This window comes from Streptomyces beijiangensis, from assembly GCF_017315755.1.
GTDB classification, from domain to species: domain Bacteria; phylum Actinomycetota; class Actinomycetes; order Streptomycetales; family Streptomycetaceae; genus Streptomyces; species Streptomyces beijiangensis.
Map to the genome: position 1 here is coordinate 1 of NZ_JAFLRJ010000144.1, position 24467 is coordinate 24467.

Consider the following 24467-nt stretch of genomic DNA (forward strand, 5'->3'; position numbering starts at 1 on the left):
GGAGGAAGAAGCCCCCTCCCCGGGACGGCGGGGAGGGGACAATCGCGGGTGCGGGTGCGGGTGCGGGAGTTGGGGTCTCAGGCGAGCGCGGGGATGATCCGGGCGCCGTAGGTGTCGATGACCGACTCCTTCTCGTCCTGCATGTCGTACAGGGCGAACTGGTCGACGCCCAGGTCGCGCAGGGCCTTCAGCTTCTCGATGTGCGCCTCGGCGGTGCCGATCACGCAGAAGCGGTCGACGATCTCGTCGGGGACGAAAGCTGTGTCCGGATTGCCGGTCCGGCCGTGGTGGGAGTAGTCGTACCCCTCGCGTGCCTTGATGTAGTCGGTGAGTTCCTCGGGGACGAGGGCGGAGTGCGTGCCGTACTTGGTGACCAGGTCGGCGACGTGATTGCCGACCATCCCGCCGAACCAGCGGCACTGGTCGCGGGCGTGCGCGAGCGCCTCGGGCGAGTCGTCCTCGGTGACGTACGCGGGGGCCGCCACGCAGATCTTCACGTCGGAGGGGTTACGGCCGGCCGCTGATGCCGCGTCCCGTACCGCCTTGACCATCCGCTCGGTCAGATACGGATCCGCCAGCTGCAGGATGAAGCCGTCGGCCTCCTCCCCCGTCATCTTCAGCGCCTTGGGGCCGTACGCCGCCATCCAGACGGGGACGCGCGAACCCTCAGGCGCCCAGGGGAACTTGACCGTCGTACCGCCCAGGTCCGCCTCCTCGCCCGCACCCAGTGCCCTGATGATGCGCATGGCGTCGCTGATCCTGGCCAGGGTGTTGGGGGTGCGGCCCGCCACGCGCATGGCGGAGTCGCCGCGGCCGATGCCGCAGATGGTGCGGTTGCCGTACATCTCGTTGAGCGTCGCGAACGTGGAGGCGGTGACTTCGGGGGTGCGCGTGCTCGGGTTGGTGACCATCGGGCCGACGATCAGACGGTCGGTGGTGGCGAGGATCCTGCTGTAGATGACGAAGGGCTCCTGCCAGAGCACCGCCGAGTCGAAGGTCCAGCCGTGGCTGAAGCCGTTGCGCTCGGCGCGCTGCATCAGCTCGACGACCTTCGCGGCCGGCGGGTCGGTCTGCAGGACGAGTCCGAAGTCCATGGGCACCACTCCTAGATGAGGTACTGACAGGTGGAGCGCGGGGTGTACGTCCCGTGGCCTGCCCGGCCTGTGAACTCCCGGTCGGTGATGACCGGTTCGCCCCGGGAGAGGACCGTGTCCACGCGGCCGGTGATGCGCTTGCCCTCGTACGCCGAGTAGTCGACGTTCATGTGGTGCGTTTCGGCGGAGATCACCTGCTCGGCCGCCGGGTCGTAGATGACGATGTCGGCGTCCGCGCCCGGGGTGATCGTTCCCTTCTTCGGGTAGAGACCGAACATCCTGGCCGGGGTGGCGCACGCGATCTCAATCCAGCGGCGGCGGCTGATATGACCGTCCACGACGCCCTGGTGGAGCAGGTCCATCCGGTTCTCGACGCCCGGCATCCCGTTGGGGATCTTCGAGAAGTCGCCGCGGCCCATCTCCTTCTGGCCGCTGAAGCAGAAGGGGCAGTGGTCGGTGGAGATCACTTGGAGGTCGTTGGTGCGCAGTCCGCGCCAGAGCGCTGCCTGGTGGTCCTTGGGGCGAAGTGGCGTACTGCAGACGTACTTCGCGCCCTCGAAGCCGGGCTCGGCGAGGTTGTCGGTGGAGAGGAAGAGGTACTGGGGGCAGGTCTCGCCGAAGACATTGAGGCCTTCGTCGCGGGCCCGCGAGATCTCGGCGACCGCCTCCTGCGCCGATACGTGGACGACGTACAGCGGTGCGCCCGCGACCTGCGCCAGTTTGATGGCGCGGTGGGTGGCCTCGGACTCCAGGAGCGCCTTGCGGACCTCGCCGTGGTAGCGCGGGTCGGTCTCGCCGCGGGCCAGGGCCTGTTCGACCAGGACATCGATCGCGATGCCGTTCTCGGCGTGCATCATGATCAGTCCGCCGTTGTCGGCGGCACGCTGCATGGCGCGCAGGATCTGGCCGTCGTCGCTGTAGAAGACGCCGGGGTAGGCCATGAACTGCTTGAAGGAGGTGACCCCTTCGTCCACCAGAAGGTCCATCTCCTTGAGGGTGTCCTCGGTGACGTCGGAGACGATCATGTGGAAGCCGTAGTCGACGGCGCAGTTCGATGCCGCCTTCGCATGCCAGGCGTCCAGCCCCTCGCGCAGGGACCGGCCCTTGGACTGGATCGCGAAGTCGACGATGGTGGTCGTGCCGCCCCAGGCAGCGGCTCGCGTGCCGGTCTCGAAGGTGTCGGCGGCGTACGTGCCCCCGAACGGCATCTCCATATGGGTGTGCGCGTCGACGCCGCCCGGGATGACGTACTTCCCGGTCGCGTCGATGGTGCGGTCCGCGGTCCAGGTCGCGGCAGCGCCGGTACCGCGCGCGGCGAGGGCGGCGATCGTGCCGTCCTCGATCAGGACGTCGGCGTGGATCTCGTCGGCGGCGGTGATGACGAGCCCGCCCCGGATGACAGTACGGCTCATGGTCGTTTCCCCTCTCCTGCTAGCAGACGGTGCGCAGCGCGTTTTCGAGCACTGCGGCACCTTCCTCGGCCTCGGCGACAGTCAGGGTGAGCGGGGGTGCGATCCGCAGCACGCTGGTGTCGTGGCCGCCTCCCTTGCCGATGAGCAGGCCGCCTTCGCGGGCGGCCTCCAGTACGGCCGCTGCCGCCGCGGGGTTCGCCTCGTCGGTGCCCGGCTTCACCAGCTCGATGCCGATCATCAGACCGCGGCCGCGCACTTCCCGTACGAACGGCGACTGGGCGGCGATCGCCCGCAGCCGCTCGGTGAGCAGTCCGCCGACCCTGCGGGCATTGCCCTGGAGATCGTGTTCGAGGAGGTACGTGAGGTTGGCGAGGCCCGCGGACATGGTGACCGGTGAACCGCCGAAGGTCGAAATGGAGTTGGCGTCAAGGCAGTTCATGACCTCGGCGCGGGCGACGACACCGCCGATCGACATGCCGTTGCCGATGCCCTTGGCGAAGGTGAGCATGTCGGGCGGGCCGCTCGAAGCATGCGCCTGCCAGCCCCAGAAGTGGTCGCCGGTACGGCCCCACCCGGTCTGTACCTCGTCGGAGACCCAGAGGATGCCGTGCCGGTCGAGGACTTCGCGGAAGGCGGCGTAGAGGCCGTCGGGCGGTGCGGTGAAGCCACCCACACCCTGGATCGGCTCCGCGATGAGGGCGGCGACGTCCCGGGTGTGGCCGAGGAGGTCCTCCAGGTCGGCGACGCATGCCGCGATGAACTCGGCGTCGGCCAGGTGCGCGTACGGTCCCCGGCTCCGGACGCCCCCGTGGACGTACAGCGTCTGGAGCGGGGAGAGGCTCGTCGGCGACCAGCCCTTGTTGCCGGTGATGCCGACGGTCGTGAAGGAGCGGCCGTGGTAGCTGTTGCGCATCGCGAGGATCTGGTTGGAGCCGCGGTACGCGGTCGCCAGGAGGAGGGCGGTGTCGTTCGCCTCCGTACCCGAGGTGGTGAAGAAGACCCGGGCGTCGGGGATGCCGGACAACGCGGCGATGCGCTCGGCGAGTTCGACCATCGGGCGGTTGAGGTAGAGGGTCGAGGAGTGGATGATCCGGCCCGCCTGCTCGGCCACCGCCTTGGTGACCTCGGGCAGCGCGTGGGCGGTCATCGTGGTGAGGATGCCGCCGAAGAAGTCGAGGTACTTGCGTCCCTCGGCGTCCCAGACGTGGCGGCCCTCGCCGTGGGTGATCTCGATGGGCCGGCCGTAGTACAGCGCGAGCCAGTCGGGCAGAACTGCCTTGTGCCGGTTGTGGAGTTGATCGGTCACGGCTGCACCAGCCCCTCGTACGCGTCGGGTCGGCGGTCTCGGTAGAACGCCCACTGCTGGCGTACTTCCTCGATGAGGTCCAGGTCGAGATCCCTGACGAGAAGTTCTTCCTCCTTGTCGGAGGCGACGTCGCCGACGAACTGGCCGCGCGGGTTGACGAAGTAGCTCGTTCCGTAGAAGTCGTTGTCGCCGTACTCCTCCTGGCCGACCCGGTTGATCGCCGCGATGTAGTACTCGTTGGCGACGGCTGCGGCGGGCTGCTCCAACTGCCAGAGGTACGCGGAGAGGCCGCGCGAGGTGGCGGAGGGGTTGTAGACGATCTGGGCGCCGTTCAGGCCGAGTTGGCGCCAGCCCTCGGGGAAGTGGCGGTCATAGCAGATGTAGACGCCGACCTTGCCGACGGCGGTGTCGAAGACGGGCCAGCCCGCGTTGCCCGGCTTGAAGTAGTACTTCTCCCAGAAGCCCTTGACCTGTGGGATGTGGTGCTTGCGGTATTTGCCGAGGTAGCTGCCGTCGGCGTCGATCACGGCCGCCGTGTTGTAGTAGAAGCCGGACTGCTCCAGCTCGAAGACCGGGACGACGATCACCATTCCGGTCTCGCGGGCGAGCTCCTGCATCCGGCGGACGGTCGGCCCGTCCGGGACCGGCTCCGCCCAGCGGTAGTGCTCGGCCTCCTGCACCTGGCAGAAGTAGGGGGCGTTGAATACTTCCTGGAAGCCGATGATCTGCGCGCCCTGCCGGGCCGCCTCGCGGGCGTGCTCCTCATGCTTGGCGATCATGGATTCCGTGTCACCCGTCCATGTGGCCTGGACGAGTGCGGCCCGTACGACGCTGGCCATGACTTGCTCCTTACACAGGACGTCAGAGACCTTCTACGCCCGTAGATCCCCGGGCGTTGCAGGAGAACGTAAGCCCGCGAACCGGGCAGGGCAAGACCATCGCCGTCAACAGGCCGAGTCGATCATGTTTCGCATCGATTCGATCAGCTGGCGAAGCCGGCGACCCTGAGGGCGTGCAGGACATCGCTCTCCTTGGCCGGCGACACCGCAGCCGCGGCGGCCAGCAGCTTCGGCACAAGGTCGATGGGGTCCCCTTCCGCGACACGGGCCGCCTCCTCGGGTGTCCTGACGCGTACGAAGGCGTCGAGCAGCGCCTCGGCCTCGCGCTCGCGCCCCGCGTCCCCGAGCGCGAGAACGGCGTCCGCGATCTCCTCGGCGGGCCTGGACACGCCCTGCCGCAGCAGCTGACCGCAGTCCTGGACGCGCCCCGCGGCAGCCAGCGCACCGGCGGCGGAGACGAGTTGTTCCGGCGGCAGCGACGCGACCTCCCACAGCAGGGTCGCCCAGTCCGCGGCGAGCCCGGCGCGGTGCAGCTCGTCGGCCAGTACGGGAAGGTGACCCGCCTCCCCGACCGCGGCCTCGCACAGCACCCCGTGCGCCTCACCGCTGCGCCCCTCGGCCCTCAGCCGCAGCAGCGCGCCCACGGTCGCCACGGCGGCCCGCCGCGCCGCGGCGCTCGCCTGCGTATGCACCGCCGCAGGCTCGGTCCCGCGCTCCTCCACCCGCGCCGCTCCCCCGAACCTCGCCCCGCGCGGCATCGGGGCCGCAGCGGCGGACGGCACGGGCATGGCGGGTGCGGCCACGGCGTCCCCGTCGTCCTCGATCCCGGCGAACCGCGCCCCCCGGGGCCTGCGCCGCTTGACCTCGGGCACGGCCTCGACGGGCCTGAACCACCCGTCGGGTACGGCGAGTTGGGGCTCGGCCTCGGCGTCCCGCGCCGCGGAACCGTCGTACGCCGCCAGCCGTGCACGGAGCTCCGTGCAGCGCTCCGCCGCCCGCCGGCCGTCGTCGCGCACCCAGGCCAGCTCGTCGCCGAGCCGTTGCGCGTCGTCCCGGTCGGCCGCCGACCGCAGCCACTGTGCGAGCTCCTGCTCGCGCCCGGCCGCGTACCTCCGCTCGGCGAGCATCAGCTCCAGCCGCTCCGCCACCGCGTCGCGGCCGCCGGGCCGCCGGTCGTATGCCGCCGCCGATGCGGTGTGCAGCGACCTGGCCCGCACCGGCTCACCCTCGACGAAGCCGGGGGCACGCATCCCTGCCAGGTCCTGGAGCAGCGATTCGACCACGTCCCAGGGCGGGACCTCACGGCCGTCCAGACAGGCCCGCATACCCTCGGGGTCCCGTCGCCAGAACACCCCGTACCAGCCGCTGCCGCGATCGAGCCGCGCCGCGAGTTCCCGCAGATACCGTGCGAACGTCCCGACCTCAGCCGGGAGTTGACCCACTGCCATGGCCGTATTCGAGCGCAGTTGTGTTACGTCCGCGCTACGCGGCCTTTTCAGGAACGGTACGCTCCGCGCGCCTCGGCGATCTCCGGCGCATGCCGGCGCGCCCAGTCGCAGGCCCCGTCCAGCGGGCCGATCAGGGAGCGGCCGAGCACCGTGAGTCCGTACTCGACGCGCGGCGGGTTCTCGTCATGGACGGTACGGGTCAGGAACCCGTCGCGCTCCATCGCCCGAAGAGTCTCGGTGAGCACCTTCGGGGTGACCCAGTGCAGTGCCACCCGCAGCTCGGTGAAGCGGTGCGGTCCGTCGTCCAGACAGCGCAGCACCCATCCGGTCCACTTGCCCCCGACCCTGAAGGGCATGGGCCGGTCCGCACAGTCCGCGTCGGGGAACATGTCGGCGCTCAGCGGCTCAGTCATGCACCCAGATTAGAGGAGCGGGGCCGTGGAGCCGGGCCGCCGGTACCTTTGCAGATACCGGCACCCCCCGTCCTACGGTCCATGACATCAGCCGGGCCATTCACACCAGGGGGTTCCCATGAGCAGCATCGTCATCTTCGGGGCGGGCGGCCGCGTCGGCCGGGCAGCCGTCGCGGAAGCCGTCACCCGTGGCCATCAGGTCACCGCGGTGGTCCGCGATCCGCGGAGGCACCTGGATCTGGCGGGTCCCGGCATCTCGGTCGTACGGGGAGACGTGGCCGACGCCGCTTCGGTGGCCTCGGCCGCCGCGGGCCACACTGCCGCGATCAACGCGTCGGCGCGGCTGGACATCCCGTCCCGGGACCACTTCGTCGCTGCCGCCGAGGCGCTGATCGACGGCCTGGACAAGGCGGGCGTACGCCGTCTCCTCGTCCTGGGCATCGCGACCACCCTGGAGTCCTCGCCCGGCGTACGGCTCATGGACAGCCCGGACTTCCCCGAGGAGTACCGCACCTTCTCGCAGGGGCACGTGGCCGAGTTCGAGACGCTCTCCGAGGCGGGCCCCGGCCTGGACTGGCTGATGGTGGTCCCGCCCATGAACCTCGACCCGGCCGGTCCGCGGACCGGCCGCTACCGCACGGCCGACGGCACGGTCCTGGACGGGGCGGGCCACATCGCGCACCCGGATCTGGCGATCGCGCTGCTCGACGAGATCGACGAGCCGCGCCACCACCGCATCCAGCTGGCGGTCGCGGACTGACCGGTCAGACGGAGCCAGACAGGTCAGACGGGTCAGACGGGTCAGACGGGTCAGACGGGCACCGGCGTACAGAGGCCCGCGATCTCGTCCATCGACAGGCCGAGCACGCCGGCCAGGGCCGAGACCGTGAAGAACGCGGGCGTCGGGGCACGTCCGGTCTCGATCTTGCGGAGCGTTTCGTCGGAGATTCCGGCGCTCGCCGCGACCTCGACCATGGAGCGCGCACCGCGCGCGTCGCGGAGCAGCTGCCCCAGGCGGGCGCCGCGTTCGCGCTCTTCGGGGGTGAGAGGGGTTCGGACCATGCCGTTATTCTAATACCTGTCGGACCGGTATAGTAATTGGCATGGTCGAACTGAAGACAGCCACCCATATCGATGCCATGCGCGAGGCAGGCCGCATTGTCGCGCAGGGGCTCGCCGCCGTACGGGAAGCCGCCGCGGTCGGCGTCTCCCTCCGCGCGCTCGACGAGGTCGCCCACGCCGTGCTCCGCGATGCGGGCGCAGGATCCCCTTTCCTCAACTACCGCCCCGACTTCGCCACCACCCCCTTCCCCGGCGTCCTCTGCGCCTCGGTCAACGACGCGATCGTGCACGGGATCCCGACCGACTACCGGCTCCGCGACGGCGACCTGCTCAGCGCGGACTTCGGAGCCAGCCTCGGCGGCTGGGTGGGCGACTCGGCGATCAGCTTCACCGTCGGCCGGGCCCGCCCGGACGACACCCGGCTGATCGACACCGCGTTCGCGGCCCTGGACGCGGGCATCGCGGCGGCCGTGGTCGGCAACCGCATCGGCGACATCGCGCACGCCATCGGGCGGGTCTGCCGCACCGCCGGGTACGGCATCCCGGCCGGCTTCGGCGGTCACGGCGTGGGCCGCTCCATGCACGAGGACCCGGCCGTCCCCAACGAGGGAAGGCCGGGCCGTGGCATGCCGTTGCGCGCCGGCATGGTCATCGCGATCGAGCCGATGCTGATCGGCGGTGGCAAGGACCCCTGGTACGAGGCCGAGGACGGCTGGACCCTGCGTACCTCCGACGGCAGCAGGGCCGCCCACGCGGAGCACACGGTGGCGATCACCGAGGACGGCCCCCGCATCCTCACCGCCCTGTAGGCGACACCACCATCGCCGAGCCGCCGCCCCTGCGCACGGTCTCGGCAGCCGCCAGCCACCGTCCGTCCGGCAGCCGCTGCACCCCGGTGGCCGCGCCGATCTCCGGGTTCAGTACGAAGGTGTGACCGAGCGCTTCGAGCTGCGCCCTCAACGGGCTGTTGTACAGGGCGGGTTCGAGCTCGGTGTTGGCCGCGTTGCGCTGGCTGGCCCGGGGCGCCGCGATCGCGTCGACGAGCGGAAGCCCCCGGTCCAGGTGGCCGGTGAGCGTCTGCAGCACCGTCGTGATGATCGTCGCGCCGCCCGGGGAGCCGACCGCGAGCACCGGCTTCCCGTGCCGCAGCACGATCGTCGGGGAGATCGAGGAGCGCGGGCGCTTCCCCGGACCCGGCAGATTCGGGTCGTGGACCGCCGGGCTGGCCGGCGCGAAGGAGAAGTCCGTCAGCTCATTGTTGAGCAGGAAACCGCGCCCGGGCACCGTGATGCCGCTGCCGCCGGTCTGCTCGATGGTCAGTGTGTACGCGACGACATTGCCCCACTTGTCGGCCACGGTGAGGTGCGTGGTGTTCTCGCCCTCGTACGTCGTCGGGGCGGCGGTGCCGCCGGTCGCGCACGCCGCCGGGTTCGAGGGATCGCCGGGGGCGAGGGGGCTCTTCAGTACCGCGTCGTCCTTGATGAGGCAGGCGCGCGAGTCCGCGAACCGCTGCGAAAGGAGTCCCTTCGTCGGTACGGACTCGAAGACCGGGTCCCCGACCCAGCGTCCCCGGTCGGCGAAGGCGATCCGGCTCGCCTCGATGTAGTGGTGCAGGTACTGCACCTGGGACGCCTTCGAAAGGTCCGTCCGCTCAAGGATGTTGAGGGCCTCGCCCACGGTGGTCCCGCCGGAGGAGGACGGCGCCATGCCGTACACGTCGAGCCCCCGGTAGTTCACCTGCGTCGGGGCCTGCAGCTTCGCCTCGTACGCCCGCAGGTCCTTCTCGGTCAGGTCGCCGGGGCGCACGACGCGCGTCGAGCCCGCCGCCACGGGTGGCTTCCGTACCGTACGGACGATGTCGTCGCCGAGGTCGCCGCGGTAGATCGCGCCGACGCCCTTGCGGCCCAACTCTTCGTAGGTGCGCGCCAGATCGGGGTTCTTGAAGGTGGAGCCCACCACCGGGAGCTGTCCGCCCGGCAGGAAGAGCTTCGCCGTCGCGGGGAAGTCCGCGAACCGCGCCTGGTTGCCCTCGGTCTGCGTCCGGAAGGTGCTGTCGACGGTGAATCCGTCCCTGGCGATCCGCTCGGCCGGCTTCAGGACCGACTTGAGCGACTTGCTGCCCCAGGTGTCGAGCGCCGTGTCCCAGGTCGCGGGCGTGCCCGGGGTGCCGACGCTCAGACCGCTGGTCACCGCGTCGGCGAAGGCGAGGGGCTTGCCGTTCTCCAGGAAGAGCGAGGTGGTGGCGGAGCGCGGGGCCGTCTCGCGGCCGTCGATCGTGTGCACCGTACGGGACTTGGCGTCGTAGTAGACGAAGTAGCCACCTCCGCCCACCCCTGCCGAGTACGGCTCGGTGACGCCGAGCGCGGCCGCCGTGGCCACCGCCGCGTCCACCGCGTTGCCGCCCTTGCGCAGCACCTCGATCCCGGCGGCCGAGGCATCGGTGTCCACGCTGGACACCGCTCCCCCGTACCCCACCGCGACCGGCGTCTTGACCGGTGGACCTGACGCCGACGAGGGTGGGGACGCCGCTGCCAGCGACACCACCGCGGCGGTGACAGCCAGCAGCGAGAGCTTCCGTGCGGTGACGCGACGCATCAACAGACCTCCATACGACGGGCGTCCGCGCAGCGTAGCCCTCGCACCAACCATTCGTCATGAGCACGCCGATCTGTACGATGCCGCACCATGAACGACGACGTACGAAACATCCTGCTCGGCGTCATAGCCGCCGGCCTCAGCGCCGCCCTCGGCTGGCTCGCCCGCACGTACCTGTGGCGCCGGAAACTCCGCCGCAAGCAGGCTTTCTTCGGACTGCCCGGAAACTCCGAGTGCGTACTGGTCGTCAACCGCGAGCCCGGCGGCGACGGCTCCGTGCACCGCTTCGACGTCTTCGCGCTCCTGGAACTCTCCGCGCTCATCAAGGACTGCGGGGCGCACGCCCAGATCATCCAGGGCGACACCGCCCAGCAGGGCATCGGCGAACGCACGGAGTTCTGTGTGGGCGGCCCGGGGTCGAACCGCCGGATGGCGGCCCATCTCCAGAGCCTGCTCCCCGGCGTCCAGATCAACACGGACAAGGATCCGGGCCCCGACCGCGCCGCCTTCCAGGTCGGCAGCGAGCGCTACCGGCTGGAGAGCGGCACGGTCGCGTACGTACTGATCGCCCGCCTCACCACGGGTCCGGAGGCGCGTCCGGTCTTCCTCTTCTGCGGTCAGCAGGCGATCACCAACCAGGCGGCGTCCCGCTATCTGGCCCGTCACCACGAGAAGCTGGCGCGCAAGTACGGCGACAAGTCCTTCTGCCTGCTGCTGAAGGTCGTCAACTCGCAGGCCTACGGGCCCGATGTGGTGGAGCTGATCGCCGATGTCACGCGTGCGGCCCAGACTCCGGCGCCGGCTCCCCGTACGTCTCATCGCGCAGATCGCTGACCTGGAGGCCCTGGGGTGCGGCCCCCCTGACCGCGGCGAGCAGTTCGGCGGGGTCGAAGTCGAAGATCTGCTCCTCGAAGACCAGGCCCTGGGCGCCCTCGTCGCGCCCGAGCTGGGGCGCGATCCTGCCGTACGTCGCCCGCACGCGGCTCAGCCGCGGCAGTGCGGCCGTGCCCGGGGCGTAGTCGACGACGACGAACTGCCGGGTGCGGCCCCCCTCGGCGACGGCGACCGCGCTCACGCCCGAGAGGCCGGCCCACGGGATGGACGATCCGGGCCAGGACGGCAGCCGTACCATCAGGCCCTCCGCACCCGCGCGCACCCGCATCGGCCGCACCAGGTGCCCTGCGAAGGCGACGGCGATCGCGGCGAGCAGCACGCCGCCGATCACCATCATGGTGCCCGCCACCGCCCCCTGATTGGGGCCGTCGAAGACCGACCCGGTGGCAGCCGCCCAGGCGATCACCACCACTACGGCCGCGACCGGTATCCACTGCAGCTTCCCCCGCAGCCGCAGGGTGATGCCGTCCTCCGCGCGCGCGGTGTGCGCCGGGTCCGCTGTGTGCGCCGTTCCGTCCGCTGAATTCGTCACACCGAGAGCTTGGAACGTCTCGGGCTTTCGCGCCAGGGATTCGCTGAATTCTGGTCAACAACGTGGTCAGGACCTTCGTCCCACCCGGCCCAGGACTTTGGACCTTTCCGAAATTCCCGTAGGAAACCGTGCAACCGGGACACCCCGAACGGACTCTCCACAGGGGACCCACCCCGTCTGGAGGATCCGTCTTGAGCCACATACGCAATGCCACCGTCGCCGGTACCGCGGTGCTCGCCGCCGCCCTCACCGCCTGCTCGGGCGGCGGCTCGGGCTCGGGCGGCCAGTCCGTGGCATCGGCCCCGCGGATCATGGTCAACCTGACCGGACAGCAGGCGAAGGCCGGCTCCCCGGTGAAGGTGACGGCCACCGACGGCACGCTCAGCCGGGTCGCGGTGGCGAGCGACAAGGGCGGGGCCCTCGCAGGCACACTCTCCGCGGACGGGAAGTCCTGGACGTCCACCCGCAATGCCGCGCCGGGCACCGGTTACACCGTTCAGGCCACCGCCCGGGACGGCGGGACCGCGAAGGCCTCCTTCGCCACCGCCGCCCCCGGCAAGGTCAACAAGCTGATCCTTGCTCCCGGCAAGAACACCACGGTCGGTGTCGCCCAGCCGCTGTCGATCGTCTTCGACCACCCGGTGAAGAACAGGGCGGCGGTGGAGAAGCAGCTGAAGGTCACCACCTCGAACCACACCCAGGGGTCCTGGGGCTGGATGCGGGACTACTCCGGCAAGGACCGCGCCGACTGGCGCCCCAAGGAGTACTGGAAGCCCGGCACCAAGGTCACCCTCAAGGCCGATCTGAACGGCACCGACTCGGGCACCGCGGGCGGTTTCTTCGTACGCGACTACACCACGCAGTTCACCATCGGCAGGAGCCAGTCGATGAAGGTGAACCTCGACACCAAGCAGCTCTCGGTCTACCAGGACGGCCGCCGGGTGAAGCAGATCCCCGTCTCGGGCGGCGCCCCGGGCGGCGAGAAGGCCTCCTGGAAGGGCATCGCGGTGCTGATGTCGAAGGAGGGCACGATCAATATGCGCTCGGAGACGGTCGGCCTCGGAAGTACGTACGACAAGATGGTCGACGACTCGATGCGCCTGACCTGGTCGGGGATGTACGCCCACGCGGCCCCCTGGAACGCCGCCTACTTCGGGAACACGAACCACAGCTCGGGCTGTATCGGCATGAGCGACGCCGACGCCGACAGCCTCTACGCGCTCGCCCAGGTCGGCGACCCCTTCGAGATCACCGGAGCCGACACCAAGGGCACGGTCTCCCCCGAGAACGGCTACGGCGAATGGAATCTGAGCTGGGCGGACTGGCAGGCGAAGAGCGCCCTGCACTGACCCGCCGCCGGCCGCCCGCCGACACCAAGTCGCCACTTCCTCCACCAAGGTGAGCGGCACCCTCGTCGTCTGTCTCCACGACGTGGGCCCGCTCGGCCTCGGCGAGCCGGTCAGCAACGCGCCGTACACCTTCCACAGCATCTCGCCGTGGTCGTCGACACCGTCGACCCGCTCCGCATCGAGCACAACCCGACCGGCGCGCAGCTGACCTTCTCCTCACCGGCGACCGACCCGTTCTGCCTGTCGGTCCCTCTGCGCAAGAAGTGATCACCGGCTGCTGCCGGGCGGGCATGGCCCTACGAGCTACTGCACACCCGGCAGCAGCGTCCCTGGTTCGGCCGGACCCACGTCCACGGCCTCGGTCTTCGGGTTGCGCTTCTGTCTCCTGGCCGTCCAGTTGGCGAACCAGGAGAGCAGCATGCACATCCCGATGTAGATCGGGGAGATCACCATCACCACGGGGATGAACGGCAGATCGTAGTCGAGATTGGATGCGATGAGCTTGCCCGCGTGAAGAAACTCTTCATAGGTGATCAGATAGCCGAGCGAGGTGTCCTTGAGCGTCACCACGAGCTGGCTGATGATCGTCGGCAGCATCGCGCGGACCGCCTGCGGCACCAGGACATAGGTCATGACCTGCGTCTTGCGCATGCCCAGCGCGTACGCGGCCTCGCGCTGGCCGCGCTCCACATTGCCGATGCCGGTACGGAAGATCTCGGCGAGCACCGAGCCGTTGTAGAGGGTGAGTCCGGTGACCAGCGCGGGCAGCGGCTGCACCTTGAGCGCCACGAAGATGAAGAAGATCATCACCAGTACGGGCATGGCGCGGAAGAACTCCACCAGGAGCGTCGCCACCCACCGCACCGGCCGGTGGACGGAGAGCCGCCCGATCGCGAGGACCCCGCCGAGGGCGAGGGAGAGCACGGCGGCGTACGCGAAGGCCTTGAGCGTGTTGCCGAGGCCGCGCAGCAGCAGCTCCTGGATGCCCTTGTACTCGAAGGGCGACCACTTCGCGGAGGTGAACTGATCGGTGTCGAAGAGGAGATACAGCACCCAGGCGACGAGTCCGGCGATGAGGACCGTCGACAGGACCCCGTAGAGCATGTGCCGTTTGCGGGTCCTGGGTCCCGGGATGTCGTAGAGGGCGGTGGAATCAGCGGTCATCGGGCAACTCCCCAGCGCTTCTCCAGCACGTGGAAGAGCGCACTGATGGTGAGGGTGATGATCAGATAGCCGACGGCGATCCAGACGAAGGTCCAGATGATGCTGTAGCCCAGCTCGTTGAGGGATTTGTAGGTGCCGAGGAGCTCGGTGACGCTGAAGGCGCCGGCGATGGCGGAGTTCTTCGCGAGCGCGATGATCGTCGAGCCGATCGGCGGGATGACCGAGCGGAACGCCTGTGGCAGCACGACGGTTCCGAGCGTCTGACTGAACGTCATCCCGAGGCTGCGGGCGGCCTCGCCCTGCCCCTTGGGCACGGTGTTGATGCCGGAGCGCAGCGCCTCGCAGATGAACGCGGAGGTGTAGCAGCCCAGGGCCAGGACGGCGAACACCTCGAAGGGCAGGACGAGCCCGAACCGCGGCAGGCCGAGGAGTACGGCGAAGAAGAGCAGGGTGAGCGGTGTGTTGCGCAGGACGGCCACCCAGACCGTGCCGAAGACCCGGAAGGAGCCGACCGGCGCGACGCGGAACGAGGCCATCAGGAAGCCGAGGACGAGGGCCAGGACCGAGGCGTAGACCGTGAGTTCGACGGTGCCGAGGAAGCCCTTGCCGTAGAGCGCGAAATTGTCGGTGAGTACTTTCACGGGGCCTCAGCTCGCCGGGTAGCGGTCGATGGCGGGTGGCGTGGAGGCCGGGACTCCGGAGAGGCCGAGCGTCGCCTGGTACGCCTTCTTCCAGTCGCCGTTCTTCTCGTGCGCAGCGATGGCGTCGTCGAGCGCGAAACGCAGCGCACTGTCGCTGCGGGGGACGCCGATGCCGTACGGCTCCTGCGAGAAGGGCTTGCCGACGACCTTGAGCTCGTCGGGGACCTTGGCCGCGTACCCCATCAGGATCGTGTCGTCGGTGGTGACCGCGTCGACCTGGAAGGTCAGCAGGTTGTCGACACAGATCGAGTAGGTGTCGTACGTGACCAGGTCGGCCTGCGGGTAGTCGCTCTCGATGCGCTGGGCGGGGCTGGAACCTGCCGCCGAGCAGACCCGCTTGCCGTCCAGGTCCTGCGGCCCGTTGATGTCCTTCTCGTCGGTCCGCACCAGCAGCGACTGACCGGCCATGTAGTACGGGCCGGCGAAGCCGACCTGCTTCTTGCGGTTGTCGTTGATGGTGTAGGTGCCGACGTAGTAGTCGATCTGGCCGTTCTGCAGGGCGGTCTCGCGGTTCGCCGAGGCGATCGTCTTGAACTGGACCGAGGCGGGGTCGAAGCCGAGCGAGGCCGACATCATCTTGGCGATCTCGATGTCGAAGCCGGAGTAGACGCCGGTGGCCGGGTCCTTCTCGCCGAGGTACGGCTGGTCCTCCTTGGCGCCCACGACGACGTGACCGCGGTTCCTGGCCTTCTTCCAGGTCCCGGAGTCCTGCAGGGTGAAGCCCCTGGCGACCGTGTAGACGGGCAGCTGGTCGGGCTGAGGGCCCTTGACGGGCGGGCTGCCCGACTTGCCGCAGGCGGCGGAGAGCACCACAAGTCCCAGCACCGCAAGGGTTGTTGACAGTCGTGTCCGTGTCGTACGCATCGTCCTGGTCACCCCCGTCAGTGTTTGAGGATCTTGGAGAGGAAGTCCTTGGCCCGGTCGCTCTCCGGTGCGGTGAAGAAGCCCTCGGGGGTCCGGTCCTCGACGATGCGGCCGTCGGCCATGAAGACGACACGGTTGGCCGCGGAGCGGGCGAAGCCCATCTCGTGGGTGACGACGACCATGGTCATGCCGTCGCGGGCCAGCTGCTGCATCACCTCGAGGACTTCGTTGATCATCTCGGGGTCGAGCGCCGAGGTGGGCTCGTCGAAGAGCATGACCTTGGGGTCCATCGCCAGCGCCCGCGCGATCGCCACGCGCTGCTGCTGGCCGCCGGAGAGCTGGGCGGGGAGTTTGTCGGCCTGGTCCTCGAGCCCGACGCGCTCCAGGAGTTCGCGGGAGCGCTTGTCGGCCTCGTCCTTCTTGCGGCCGCGGACCTTCGTCTGGGCCAGGGAGACGTTCGCCAGGACGGTCTTGTGGGCGAAGAGGTTGAAGGACTGGAAGACCATCCCGACCTCCGCACGCAGCGTGGCGAGCGCGCGGCCCTCCTCGGGCAGGGGCTGTCCGTCGATGGAGATCGTGCCCGACTCGATCGTCTCGAGCCGGTTCATCGTCCGGCAGAGCGTTGATTTCCCCGAGCCGGACGGCCCGATGACGACGACCACCTCCCCGCGTCCGACGGTGAGGTCGACGTCCTGGAGGACGTGCAACTCCCCGTAGTACTTGTTGACGCCACTCAGCTCGATCAACGGATCGACGGCCATACGCTGTCCTGCCCACTCATCGCTGTGTCGAGGTCAGCGCAAACTATCCATCCCGAAAAGGGACTTCACACTCGACACGCACGAATCAGGCATAAGGCGTATTTGTCACAAAGGGTCGGAGCGGTCAGGCCTCTGCGGCCTCCGCGTAGACCTGGGAGAGCTCCGGGGCGCCGGTCGCCACCCAGTCGCCGCCCACCTCCACCACGTCGATCTCACGCCCCGACTCGAGCCGCACCACCGGCTGTCCCTCGGGCCAGACGTCCCAGACCGCCCCGGGGACCGTCTTGACGATGACGGTCCCGAGGTAAAGACCCGCGTCATTGCCCAGCCAGGGCAGCTCCTCGGGATCCGCGGTGGAGCCACGCCAGCGCGGTGGCAGCTGGTCGAGCGCCTCCAACGACTCCGGCGAGTCGTCGAGTTGCAGCCCGCTCTGGCCCGCGCGGGCCCTCAGCAGCTCACATTCGGAGAGCAGCTCGGCCACGCCCTCCGGGTCGCTCTCCACCGCGGCGAGCAGAGTCGCCGCGTGCTCTTCACCGTGCCGCCGTCGCCAGTTGTCCAGAAAGGGGATGTTCACACCGCCCAGCCTTGCACCCGGAGCGGCGGGTGCACCACAGGCACGCGGTGTCAGTCAGATCTCAAGGTCGACAACGACGGGTGCGTGGTCGGACGCACCCTTGCCCTTGCGCTCCTCGCGGTCCACATAGCTGTCCTTGACGGCCTTGGCGAAGGGCTCGTTGCCGTAGACGAGGTCGATGCGCATGCCCTTGTTCTTGGGGAACGCGAGCGCGCGGTAGTCCCAGAAGGTGTACGGGCGGTCGTACTTGAGCGGGCGCGGCATGACGTCAGACAGACCCGCCTCGCGGAGCGTGGCGAGCGCGGCCCGCTCGGCGGGGGTGACATGGGTGGCGCCCTCGAAGACCGCGGGGTCCCAGACGTCCTCGTCGGTCGGGGCCACATTGAAGTCCCCGAGCACCGCAAACGGCCTGCCGCCCGCCACGTCCTGGGCCACCGCCCCCTTCAGTGCTTCGAACCAGCGCAGCTTGTAGGCGTAGTGCTCGTGGTCCACCTCGCGGCCGTTCGGTACGTACACCGACCAGATCCGGACCGGGCCGCAGGTCGCCGAGACCGCACGCGGCTCCTGTACGCCCTCGAAGTCCGGGCCGCCGGGCAGGCCGCTGACCACGTCCTCCAGGCCGACCTTGGAGAGCAGCGCCACGCCGTTCCACCGGCCGGTGGCGTTGACCGCGGACTCGTAACCGAGCTCGCGCAGCTCGTCGCGGGGGAACTGCTCGGCGGAGCACTTGGTCTCCTGGATGCACAGCACGTCCGTGCCGGTGCTCTCCAGCCAGGCCAGCAGCCTCGGGAGGCGGGCGGTGATCGAGTTGACGTTCCAGGTGGCGATGCGCATGTACGTAACCTAACGGCTGGGTCCGACAGTCACCTCCTGCACGTCCCTGCCGTCACAGCCGCGTCGTGTCCCCCGGGGCCAGCCGGGAGTGGTCGGCGCCGCCGAGATTGCCGATGTGCAGGTCATAGATCCCCCGGGCCACGTCCTTGAGCAGGCCGTCGTGGATGTCGATCGCACGCTGCGGCTTGACCTCGCGGACGTACTCGATGACCTCGGAGACCTTGTTCCACGGGGCGTGCACGGGGAGCATCAGCGTCTCCACCGGGGCATCGGGGACCGTGAAGGCGTCACCCGGGTGGAAGAGCGAACCGTCCACCAGGTAACCGGTGTTGGCCACCCGCGGCAGATCGGGGTGGATCACTGCGTGCAACTCGCCGTGCGCCTGCACGTCGAAACCGGCGGCGGTGAAGGCGTCGCCGTGCCCGACCGTATGGACCCGTCCGGGGAAGGCCGCGGAGAGCTGGTCGGCGACCGCGCGCAGCGTCCAGATCTCGGCGGCCGGATTCGCCTCCAACGCGACCCTCAACCGGTCCTCGCTGAAGTGGTCGGGGTGCTCGTGCGTGATCAGGACCGCGTCGGCGCCGAGCGCCGCGTCCTCCTCGCTGAAGGCGCCCGGGTCGACGACGAGCGTCCGCCCGTCCTTCTCCAGGCGGATGCAGGCGTGGCCCATCTTGGTCAGCTTCATACCCATGCCTTCCATCCTGCTACGCATCGGGCGTGGTCTCCTGCTGGATCACGGCCTGGGCCACCTTGAAGGCCGCATTGGCCGCAGGCACGCCACAGTAGACCGCGGTCTGCAGGAGCACTTCCTTGATCTCGGCCGGGGTGAGGCCGTTGCGCAGGGCCGCCTTCAGATGAAAGGCCAGCTCATCGAGGTGGCCGCCCGCGACCAGCGCGGTCAGCGTCACCACGCTGCGGGTCCGGCGGTCCAGCCCCTCGCGCGTCCAGATCTCGCCCCAGGCATAGCGGGTGAGCAGCTGCTGGAAGTCCTCGGTCATCTCGTCGGCGGCAGCCATGACCTCGTCCACATGGGCGTCGCCGAGCACTTCTCGGCGTACCTTGATGCCCGCGTCGTACGGATCCGGCCGCCCCGCGGATGCGGACGCGACGTCCGCCGGCGCGGGCGCGATCTCCGCGACGGGCTTCACGGGGGCGGAGAGCACCGGGGCCGGGGTCTGCAGGGGGATCGATACGGAGGTGGCAGCGGCGTCCTGCCAGGAGGTCGTGAAGTGGTGGACCAGCAGGTCCGTGACGGCCGCGGGCTGCTCGACCGGCGCCAGATGCGAGGCGCCTGGCACCATCGCGAGCCGGGCGTCGGGTATCCCCGCGACCAGCGTGCGGGCGGCGCCGGGCCCGGTGACCTGGTCCTCGGCCCCGACCACGACCAGGGTGGGGACGCCGATGCGCCCCAGCTCGGTGCGTACATCGAAGGCGGCGAGCGCCTCGCAGGCGGCGATGTAGCAGCCGGGGTCGGTGGTACGGACCATCTGCACGGCCCATTCGACGATGGCGGGCTGTGCGGTCGCGAACCCGTGCGTGAACCAGCGCTCGGGTGCACTGCGTGCCATCGGGTCGAGACCGTTCGTACGGACGATCACCCCGCGCTGCCGGAATTCGTCGGCCGTGCCGAACCGGGACGAGGCGGCGACCAGCGCGAGTGTGGCGACCCGCTCGGGATGGCGCAGGGCCAGTTCCATGCCGATCGCGCCGCCGATGGAGCAGCCCGCGTACCCGAAGCGCTGGACGCCCAGCTCATCGAGGGTGGCGAGCAGCCGGTCGGCAATGTCACCGACCGAGGTGACGGGATGAGCGGGCGCCCCGCCGTGGCCGGGCAGGTCGAATCTGAGCACCCGCCACTCGCTGGACAGTTCGGGGGTCTGCCGGTCCCACATGTGCCATGTAGTTCCGAGGGAGGGGCCCATGACGAGGACCGGGGCGTCTTCTGGCCCGTCAAAGCGGTATTGCAGGGTTTCAACGTTCTTCGTACTCACCCGCTCACGCTCCCACATCTCACATTCGCTCCGTGAGCGGGGCCGGAGCAATCGCCAGCTCTCCCCATATATCCGCGGTCGGCCGTAGATCCTCCACATCCGGCTTCACGTACCACTGCTTGGTCGTGCGGACGTCGGTGTGCCCGGCCCAGCGGGCAAGAAGATGGTCCGGCACGCCCTTGTTCGCCAGGTACGTGAAGCAGCTCGCGCGGGCGTCGTACAAACGCACCCGGCGCAACGAATGCTCGGCCATGACCGGGTACGCCCGCTCACGCAACTGACGCCCGTTGAGTGCCCTGCCGAGCCCGTCCACGAGCACGTACCCGCTGCCCTCATGCCTCTCCCCCGCACCGAGCTTCTCGGCAACCTGCGTGGCCTGGCACAGCGCCGCCGGGCGGCAGAGATTCGACCATCGGCACAACCTACTGCCGCAAACCGACCCGGTTTGTCCGATCACTTTGGTCACTCCGACAGAGCCGCACCCATCGGCGGTCTGCCAGCCCAGCCCCTCCCTCATGAACCAGCCATACTCATCGTGGATTCACCCCCGCTCGGGCGGAGGTGAGCCGCCGGTAAAGCAGGTCCAAGCGTCGTCGTATGGCGTGGTCTCCGCGCAGCGGAGGTGAGCCGGACAAGAACCATGACGGGTGCGTCGACGGCAGGTGGTTTCCGCGCAGGCGGAGGTGAGCCGTCGCCGCTGTCTTGGAGTACGCCATCGTGGCCGTGCTCTCCGCGCAGGCGGATGTGAGCCGAAGCAGAACCCCGTGCAGCTCTCTACCACCGCGTGCTCTCCGCGCAGGGTCAGCGCCGGCCGCCGCCGATGCGGCGGTCGTCGGCCAGTGCGGTCAGCGGGCCGAACTCGCGGGCAAGCTGGTTCCACGTCAGGACCTCGCCACAGCGGGCCGGGAACTCCTTCGGGTCGAACTCGGGCATGGTCCAGGTGCCAGTGCCCCGGTCCCGCAGCCACAGGTCCCCATCACCGTCGACCACAGTCGGCGGGACCGGTACGGGCTCGGCCTGATCGGTGGGCTCCCAGGTGATCCGGCCCGGGTGGGAAGCACGGCGCAGCTCGGTGGTGGCCAGCCGCGCGGCCAAGTCACGGGTGGACTCTTCGGCGTCCTCGACCGACGCGAGTCGAAATGCGTCGTCAAGTACGGGCAGGGCTGGATTCTTGCTGCGCTTTGAACTCATACGCTGACTACCTCCGGTGGGGGGCGTCACATCCGTCATGGCACCCCGTAGAGGAATACGGTATCCGAGGCGGGAGCCGGGCCCGCTACGACCACTGTCCAGGTGGAGACGCTGGCACACCGGGCGGTGGGGCTAGGTGGTGAGCTGGCCTGGACGTGGCGCAACCCGTGGTGGTAGCGCTCAGAAACGGGGTCTGCCGCAGGCTCAGGGTGATCCCCGCGGGCGCAGGGTCGACCCGGTGACGACGAGGGATTCGTTGTCGAGGATCGGAAGATTCCCGACGTGGGGCCGAGGAAGATCGGAACGAGTGCGTCGATCTCTTCTGCTGTGAGGGCTGGGATGGGACTCACCTCCCCCAGGGCTGTGCGGTGTTGCTGTCAGTGCCGAGAGCTAACGTCGGCCCGGTGACGAGCACATGCTTCGAGGACGCCGGTGAGCCAGGCGACTGCCGGATATGCGACGAGTTCGTCTATAAGGGCGAGCGGTACAGCAAGACTTTGTGCCTGGAGTGCGGCCCAGCCGTGGCCCAGGCCCGGCGGTTCCGGCTCTCCTTGGCGCGCGTCAATGCGATCCTGCGCATCCAGGACGACTACTGCGCGATATGCGGCGACAGTCCGGGAGACGGAGCGGCCAGCGGCCCGATCTGGTGGCAGATCGATCACGACCACGCGTGCTGCACCGGCTGTCCGAAGTGTGTTCGCGGACTGCTATGCCTGCCCTGCAACGTGAGGCTTGGCCACTACGAGGACCAGTTGCGGCGCGGTCGCCTGGATGGATGGCGCGTGCAGAACGTCGATGACTACCTCGCGAACCCGCCGGCACAAAGCACCGAGGCCCGCAAGCTCCATCCCGACGACAACGGATGGGCGCGCGTCAGGTACACGGCCTTCACGTGGCGAACCCTCACCTGGAAGAGGCAGGGCTAGAGCCCCCAGTCCTTCTTGTAATTGGCGATGGCGAGGACAGCCGCAGACTGCAAAGCTCGACGCCAAGTCCTCAACCTGGAAGCGGACGTTCAGCCTCAACGCGGCCAAGGCGATAGGCGTCGCCACTCGCCCCGTCAGCGTCACCATGAAGGCGGCCTGCGCACGCCTCCTCGACGAGGAATCGGGCGTGGTCACGTTGGCAGTGCAGAGCATCCGCGGTGAAGGGTAACGAGAAAGGGGAGCAGCACGTGAAGAGCGCTGCTCCCCTAACCGGAGATGCTGTTATTTGTTCAGATCCCTCTCCAAGTAATCCGCCGTGTCATGGAGACGGACCGGATCGACCCTGAAAGATCCAAGACCACAGGTTCATCCCTGACACAACAGCCCTCGGGTGCACGTGCCGCATGTCTTCGCTGGGCCGCAGCCACCCTCCTGCCGCGCGGTTCGGTCAGTACCGGAACAGCTCAGTGGCGGCTGTCCCACCACACGATGATGACGCTCACCACCGACGTTCCGGCCCCGTACGCCGCTCCCCGGAGTACCTGGTCAAGCACTATCCCGCGACGGCGCCGCAGGGAATCGGTCAACTGCCACGACTGTCGATGAAGCCTTCGGAGCCAACTCGGACTATTCTTCACGGCAGGTGTCCCTCTCTTGTGCACAACGGGAATGCGGATCACCGCGTGGGGAGCTTGGACGTTCGATCCTAGGTTTTGCAGGCCAACTGGGTCGAACGTCCGGGCTCTCCTCGGCAGTTGGAGCTTCAGACTCTACGCAACGTGCGATTAATGCATCTGCTGCCGGTCGACTTTACCCCCCTGCATACTGATGGCAACTGAACGCGAGCGCGTGAAACACGAGCGTTGCACGGGGTGTGCACCGGTAATTCGGCGTGGCACGTTCTATCGAAAGAGTGAAGGCTAAAATCGCAGACGGGGTACACGTGGCGGCGTTTCCCGGCCAGTACAGGGCTTTGCCTTCCGGAACGCCGATCTGCCCGTCCTGTTCCACCCTGCGGACCCTCGCCATCCCCCGGCAACCCGAGGCCGTGACCGCGACCCGGGCCCAGCTCCTGCTGCCGGTGGCGGGTGTCGCGCTGCCGTGGCACGGGAAGCTCGGGGGCTCACTCCAAGCCGTCAGCACGCTCGGCACGCTCGGCACGCTCAGCACGCTCAGCACGCTCAGCACGCTCAGCACGCTCAGCACGCTCAGCACGCTCAGCACGCTCAGCACGGGTTTACTCCTGCTCACTTTTCTCGTCTCCCCGGTTCACTGGCAACTCGGCCGTTCAGCCGTGGACTTCACCACGTCGATGTGCTGGCGGTTCGCCGTGCACAGCGCCCCTTCGACGCCGAAGCCTGGCGGTCGCCACCACGACGTGGACGCAACGGGTCTGCCGCACGATCGGGTGACATCTGAACTGGCTTGCCCTGTAGGTCAGGTGGGAAGGATGTCGCTGTGCCCAAGCCTTATCCCCAGGAGTTCCGCGAGGATGTCGTGCGCGTCGCGAGAAACCGCGGTCCGGGCGTGACGGTAGAGCAGGTGGCCGCCGACTTCGGCGTCCACGCGATGACGTTGTGGAAGTGGATGCGCCGCGCGGACATCGACGACGGGACAAAGCCCGGAACGTCCAGCCAGGAGAGCGCGGAACTACGGGAAGCGCGTCGGCGGATCAAGCTGCTGGAGCAGGAGAACGAGGTCCTGCGCCGGGCCGCGGCCTATCTGTCCCAGGCGAATCTGCCGGGAAAAGGATCTACCCGCTCGTGAAGGAGCTCGCTGTGGACGGGGTGCCCGTCGCGGTGACGTGCCGGGTTCTGAAGCTCGCCAGGCAGCCCTACTACCGCTGGCTGGAGCGACCGGTGACCGGTGCCGAGTTCGAGCAGGCTGCTCGCGCGAACGCGTTGTTCGACGCTCACCGCGAGGACCCGGAGTTCGGCTACCGCTTCCTGGCCGACGAAGCCCGCAGCGTGGGATCTGGCATGTCCGACCGGACCGCGTGGCGAATCTGCCGGGACAACCGCTGGTGGAGCGTGTTCGGGAAGAAGCGCGGGCGGACCAAGAGGGCGGGGCCGCCGGTCCATGACGACCTCGTTCGCCGTGATTTCACGAGGGACGGCCCGAACCGGCTGTGGCTCACCGACATCACCGAACATCCCACCAGGGAAGGGAAGTTGTACCTCTGCGCGATCAAGGATGCCTTCAGCAAGAGGATCGTGGGCTACTCCATCGACGACCGGATGAAGTCCCAACTGGCCGTCGCAGCCTTGGACAACGCCGTTGCCCGCCGCGACAACATCGCCGGGTGCATTGTCCACAGCGATCGCGGATCGCAATTCCGGTCAAGGAAATTCGTCCGGGCCCTCGCCGGCCATCAGCTGGCCGGTTCGATAGGGAGGGTCGGGGCGGCGGGCGACAACGCGGCCATGGAGTCGTTCTTCAGCCTGCTGCAGAAGAACGTCCTCGACCGCCGGCAGTGGGCCACCCGCGAGGAACTGCGGATCGCGATCGTGACCTGGA

At 68.9% G+C, this 24467-nt stretch carries 26 protein-coding genes and 1 pseudogene; 7 read left to right on the forward strand and 20 right to left on the reverse strand.

Annotation, left to right across the window (positions count from 1 at the left end; genetic code table 11):
* Window positions 1-77: 77 nt before the first annotated feature.
* From J0695_RS15655 to J0695_RS15680, 6 genes are all read right to left on the reverse strand, one after another.
* Entirely contained in the window at window positions 78-1094 is a 1017-nt protein-coding gene (locus J0695_RS15655; protein ID WP_206962654.1) for a TIGR03842 family LLM class F420-dependent oxidoreductase, read from the reverse strand.
* An 11-nt stretch (window positions 1095-1105) separates the two neighbouring features.
* The gene (gene hydA / locus J0695_RS15660) at window positions 1106-2506 is read right to left on the reverse strand and encodes a dihydropyrimidinase (protein WP_206962655.1); all 1401 of its coding nucleotides are present in this window, start codon (window positions 2504-2506) and stop codon (window positions 1106-1108) included.
* Between the two features lie 19 nt (window positions 2507-2525).
* Window positions 2526-3812, reverse strand: coding sequence for an aspartate aminotransferase family protein (locus tag J0695_RS15665; RefSeq protein ID WP_206962656.1), 1287 nt, complete (start codon window positions 3810-3812; stop codon window positions 2526-2528).
* The gene (locus J0695_RS15670) at window positions 3809-4651 is read right to left on the reverse strand and encodes a nitrilase-related carbon-nitrogen hydrolase (RefSeq protein WP_206962657.1); all 843 of its coding nucleotides are present in this window, start codon (window positions 4649-4651) and stop codon (window positions 3809-3811) included. The genes J0695_RS15665 and J0695_RS15670 overlap by 4 nt, the downstream gene beginning before the upstream one ends.
* Window positions 4652-4794: 143 nt before the next feature.
* Window positions 4795-6099 carry a hypothetical protein gene (locus J0695_RS15675; protein WP_206962658.1) on the reverse strand — a complete coding sequence of 435 codons (1305 nt, stop codon included), beginning with the start codon at window positions 6097-6099 and terminating at the stop codon, window positions 4795-4797.
* 47 nt (window positions 6100-6146) lie between these two features.
* Entirely contained in the window at window positions 6147-6512 is a 366-nt protein-coding gene (locus J0695_RS15680; protein WP_206962659.1) for a winged helix-turn-helix transcriptional regulator, read from the reverse strand.
* A 118-nt stretch (window positions 6513-6630) separates the two neighbouring features.
* Between J0695_RS15680 and J0695_RS15685 the strand changes: the two genes are divergently transcribed.
* Window positions 6631-7272 (forward strand): NAD(P)-dependent oxidoreductase, encoded by a 642-nt coding sequence (locus J0695_RS15685; protein WP_206962660.1) that lies wholly within the window; start codon window positions 6631-6633, stop codon window positions 7270-7272.
* Window positions 7273-7322: 50 nt separating this feature from the next.
* Here the strand turns inward: J0695_RS15685 and J0695_RS15690 are convergent, their stop codons facing one another.
* Window positions 7323-7574: a helix-turn-helix domain-containing protein gene (locus J0695_RS15690; protein WP_206962661.1), complete on the reverse strand. Its 252-nt coding sequence runs from the start codon at window positions 7572-7574 to the stop codon at window positions 7323-7325.
* 41 nt (window positions 7575-7615) lie between these two features.
* On the opposite strand from J0695_RS15690, the gene map reads away from it, so the two are divergent.
* Complete coding sequence (gene map, locus J0695_RS15695) at window positions 7616-8383, forward strand: type I methionyl aminopeptidase (protein ID WP_206962662.1); 768 nt, start codon at window positions 7616-7618, stop codon at window positions 8381-8383.
* Here the strand turns inward: map and ggt are convergent.
* Entirely contained in the window at window positions 8370-10169 is a 1800-nt protein-coding gene (gene ggt, locus J0695_RS15700; protein WP_206962663.1) for a gamma-glutamyltransferase, read from the reverse strand. The genes map and ggt overlap by 14 nt on opposite strands.
* A 90-nt stretch (window positions 10170-10259) precedes the next feature.
* On the opposite strand from ggt, the gene J0695_RS15705 reads away from it, so the two are divergent.
* Window positions 10260-11003, forward strand: a complete 744-nt coding sequence (locus J0695_RS15705) for a hypothetical protein (RefSeq protein ID WP_206962664.1) — start codon at window positions 10260-10262, stop codon at window positions 11001-11003.
* Here J0695_RS15705 and J0695_RS15710 read toward each other — a convergent pair.
* On the reverse strand, window positions 10942-11595 hold the full coding sequence (locus J0695_RS15710) for a hypothetical protein (protein ID WP_206962665.1): 654 nt from the start codon (window positions 11593-11595) through the stop codon (window positions 10942-10944). The genes J0695_RS15705 and J0695_RS15710 overlap by 62 nt on opposite strands.
* A gap of 191 nt (window positions 11596-11786) precedes the next feature.
* On the opposite strand from J0695_RS15710, the gene J0695_RS15715 reads away from it, so the two are divergent.
* Both J0695_RS15715 and J0695_RS15720 read left to right on the forward strand, forming a co-directional pair.
* Window positions 11787-12944 (forward strand): L,D-transpeptidase, encoded by a 1158-nt coding sequence (locus J0695_RS15715; RefSeq protein WP_242552713.1) that lies wholly within the window; start codon window positions 11787-11789, stop codon window positions 12942-12944.
* A gap of 43 nt (window positions 12945-12987) precedes the next feature.
* Window positions 12988-13211, forward strand: a pseudogene (locus tag J0695_RS15720) (acyl esterase); the annotation flags it as partial.
* Between the two features lie 36 nt (window positions 13212-13247).
* Here the strand turns inward: J0695_RS15720 and J0695_RS15725 are convergent.
* The 10 genes from J0695_RS15725 to J0695_RS15770 all read right to left on the reverse strand — a co-directional run bounded on the left by J0695_RS15725 (window position 13248) and on the right by J0695_RS15770 (window position 21024).
* Complete coding sequence (locus J0695_RS15725; RefSeq protein WP_206962666.1) at window positions 13248-14108, reverse strand: amino acid ABC transporter permease; 861 nt, start codon at window positions 14106-14108, stop codon at window positions 13248-13250.
* The gene (locus J0695_RS15730) at window positions 14105-14749 is read right to left on the reverse strand and encodes an amino acid ABC transporter permease (RefSeq protein ID WP_206962667.1); all 645 of its coding nucleotides are present in this window, start codon (window positions 14747-14749) and stop codon (window positions 14105-14107) included. Before J0695_RS15730 ends, J0695_RS15725 begins: the two co-directional genes overlap by 4 nt.
* 6 nt (window positions 14750-14755) lie before the next feature.
* Window positions 14756-15673, reverse strand: a complete 918-nt coding sequence (locus J0695_RS15735) for a glutamate ABC transporter substrate-binding protein (protein ID WP_206962678.1) — start codon at window positions 15671-15673, stop codon at window positions 14756-14758.
* A gap of 17 nt (window positions 15674-15690) precedes the next feature.
* A complete protein-coding gene (locus J0695_RS15740; RefSeq protein WP_206962668.1) occupies window positions 15691-16434 on the reverse strand; it encodes an amino acid ABC transporter ATP-binding protein in 744 nt (247 codons plus the stop codon).
* Window positions 16435-16558: 124 nt separating this feature from the next.
* Window positions 16559-17008, reverse strand: a complete 450-nt coding sequence (locus J0695_RS15745) for a DUF6278 family protein (protein WP_206962669.1) — start codon at window positions 17006-17008, stop codon at window positions 16559-16561.
* 54 nt (window positions 17009-17062) lie between these two features.
* Window positions 17063-17842 carry an exodeoxyribonuclease III gene (locus J0695_RS15750; RefSeq protein ID WP_206962670.1) on the reverse strand — a complete coding sequence of 260 codons (780 nt, stop codon included), beginning with the start codon at window positions 17840-17842 and terminating at the stop codon, window positions 17063-17065.
* A gap of 52 nt (window positions 17843-17894) precedes the next feature.
* Window positions 17895-18527, reverse strand: coding sequence for an MBL fold metallo-hydrolase (locus tag J0695_RS15755; RefSeq protein ID WP_206962679.1), 633 nt, complete (start codon window positions 18525-18527; stop codon window positions 17895-17897).
* A 19-nt stretch (window positions 18528-18546) separates the two neighbouring features.
* Window positions 18547-19851 carry a bifunctional 3-oxoadipate enol-lactonase/4-carboxymuconolactone decarboxylase PcaDC gene (gene pcaDC, locus J0695_RS15760; RefSeq protein WP_206962671.1) on the reverse strand — a complete coding sequence of 435 codons (1305 nt, stop codon included), beginning with the start codon at window positions 19849-19851 and terminating at the stop codon, window positions 18547-18549.
* Between the two features lies 1 nt (window position 19852).
* The gene (locus J0695_RS15765; protein WP_307798644.1) at window positions 19853-20299 is read right to left on the reverse strand and encodes a tyrosine-type recombinase/integrase; all 447 of its coding nucleotides are present in this window, start codon (window positions 20297-20299) and stop codon (window positions 19853-19855) included.
* Window positions 20300-20634: 335 nt separating this feature from the next.
* Window positions 20635-21024 (reverse strand): hypothetical protein, encoded by a 390-nt coding sequence (locus J0695_RS15770; protein WP_206962673.1) that lies wholly within the window; start codon window positions 21022-21024, stop codon window positions 20635-20637.
* Between the two features lie 404 nt (window positions 21025-21428).
* Between J0695_RS15770 and J0695_RS15775 the strand changes: the two genes are divergently transcribed.
* Entirely contained in the window at window positions 21429-21950 is a 522-nt protein-coding gene (locus J0695_RS15775; RefSeq protein WP_206962674.1) for an endonuclease domain-containing protein, read from the forward strand.
* Between the two features lie 810 nt (window positions 21951-22760).
* On the opposite strand, the gene J0695_RS15780 is transcribed toward J0695_RS15775, so the two are convergent.
* Window positions 22761-23183: a hypothetical protein gene (locus J0695_RS15780; RefSeq protein WP_206962675.1), complete on the reverse strand. Its 423-nt coding sequence runs from the start codon at window positions 23181-23183 to the stop codon at window positions 22761-22763.
* Between the two features lie 225 nt (window positions 23184-23408).
* On the opposite strand from J0695_RS15780, the gene J0695_RS15790 reads away from it, so the two are divergent.
* Window positions 23409-24467, forward strand: a protein-coding gene (locus tag J0695_RS15790; RefSeq protein WP_307798645.1) for an IS3 family transposase whose coding sequence is annotated in 2 segments (ribosomal slippage) — window positions 23409-23693 and window positions 23696-24467 — 1057 coding nt annotated over the 2 segments. Because the reading frame shifts where the segments join, the coding sequence is not laid out codon by codon here. This gene is flagged as partial in the annotation.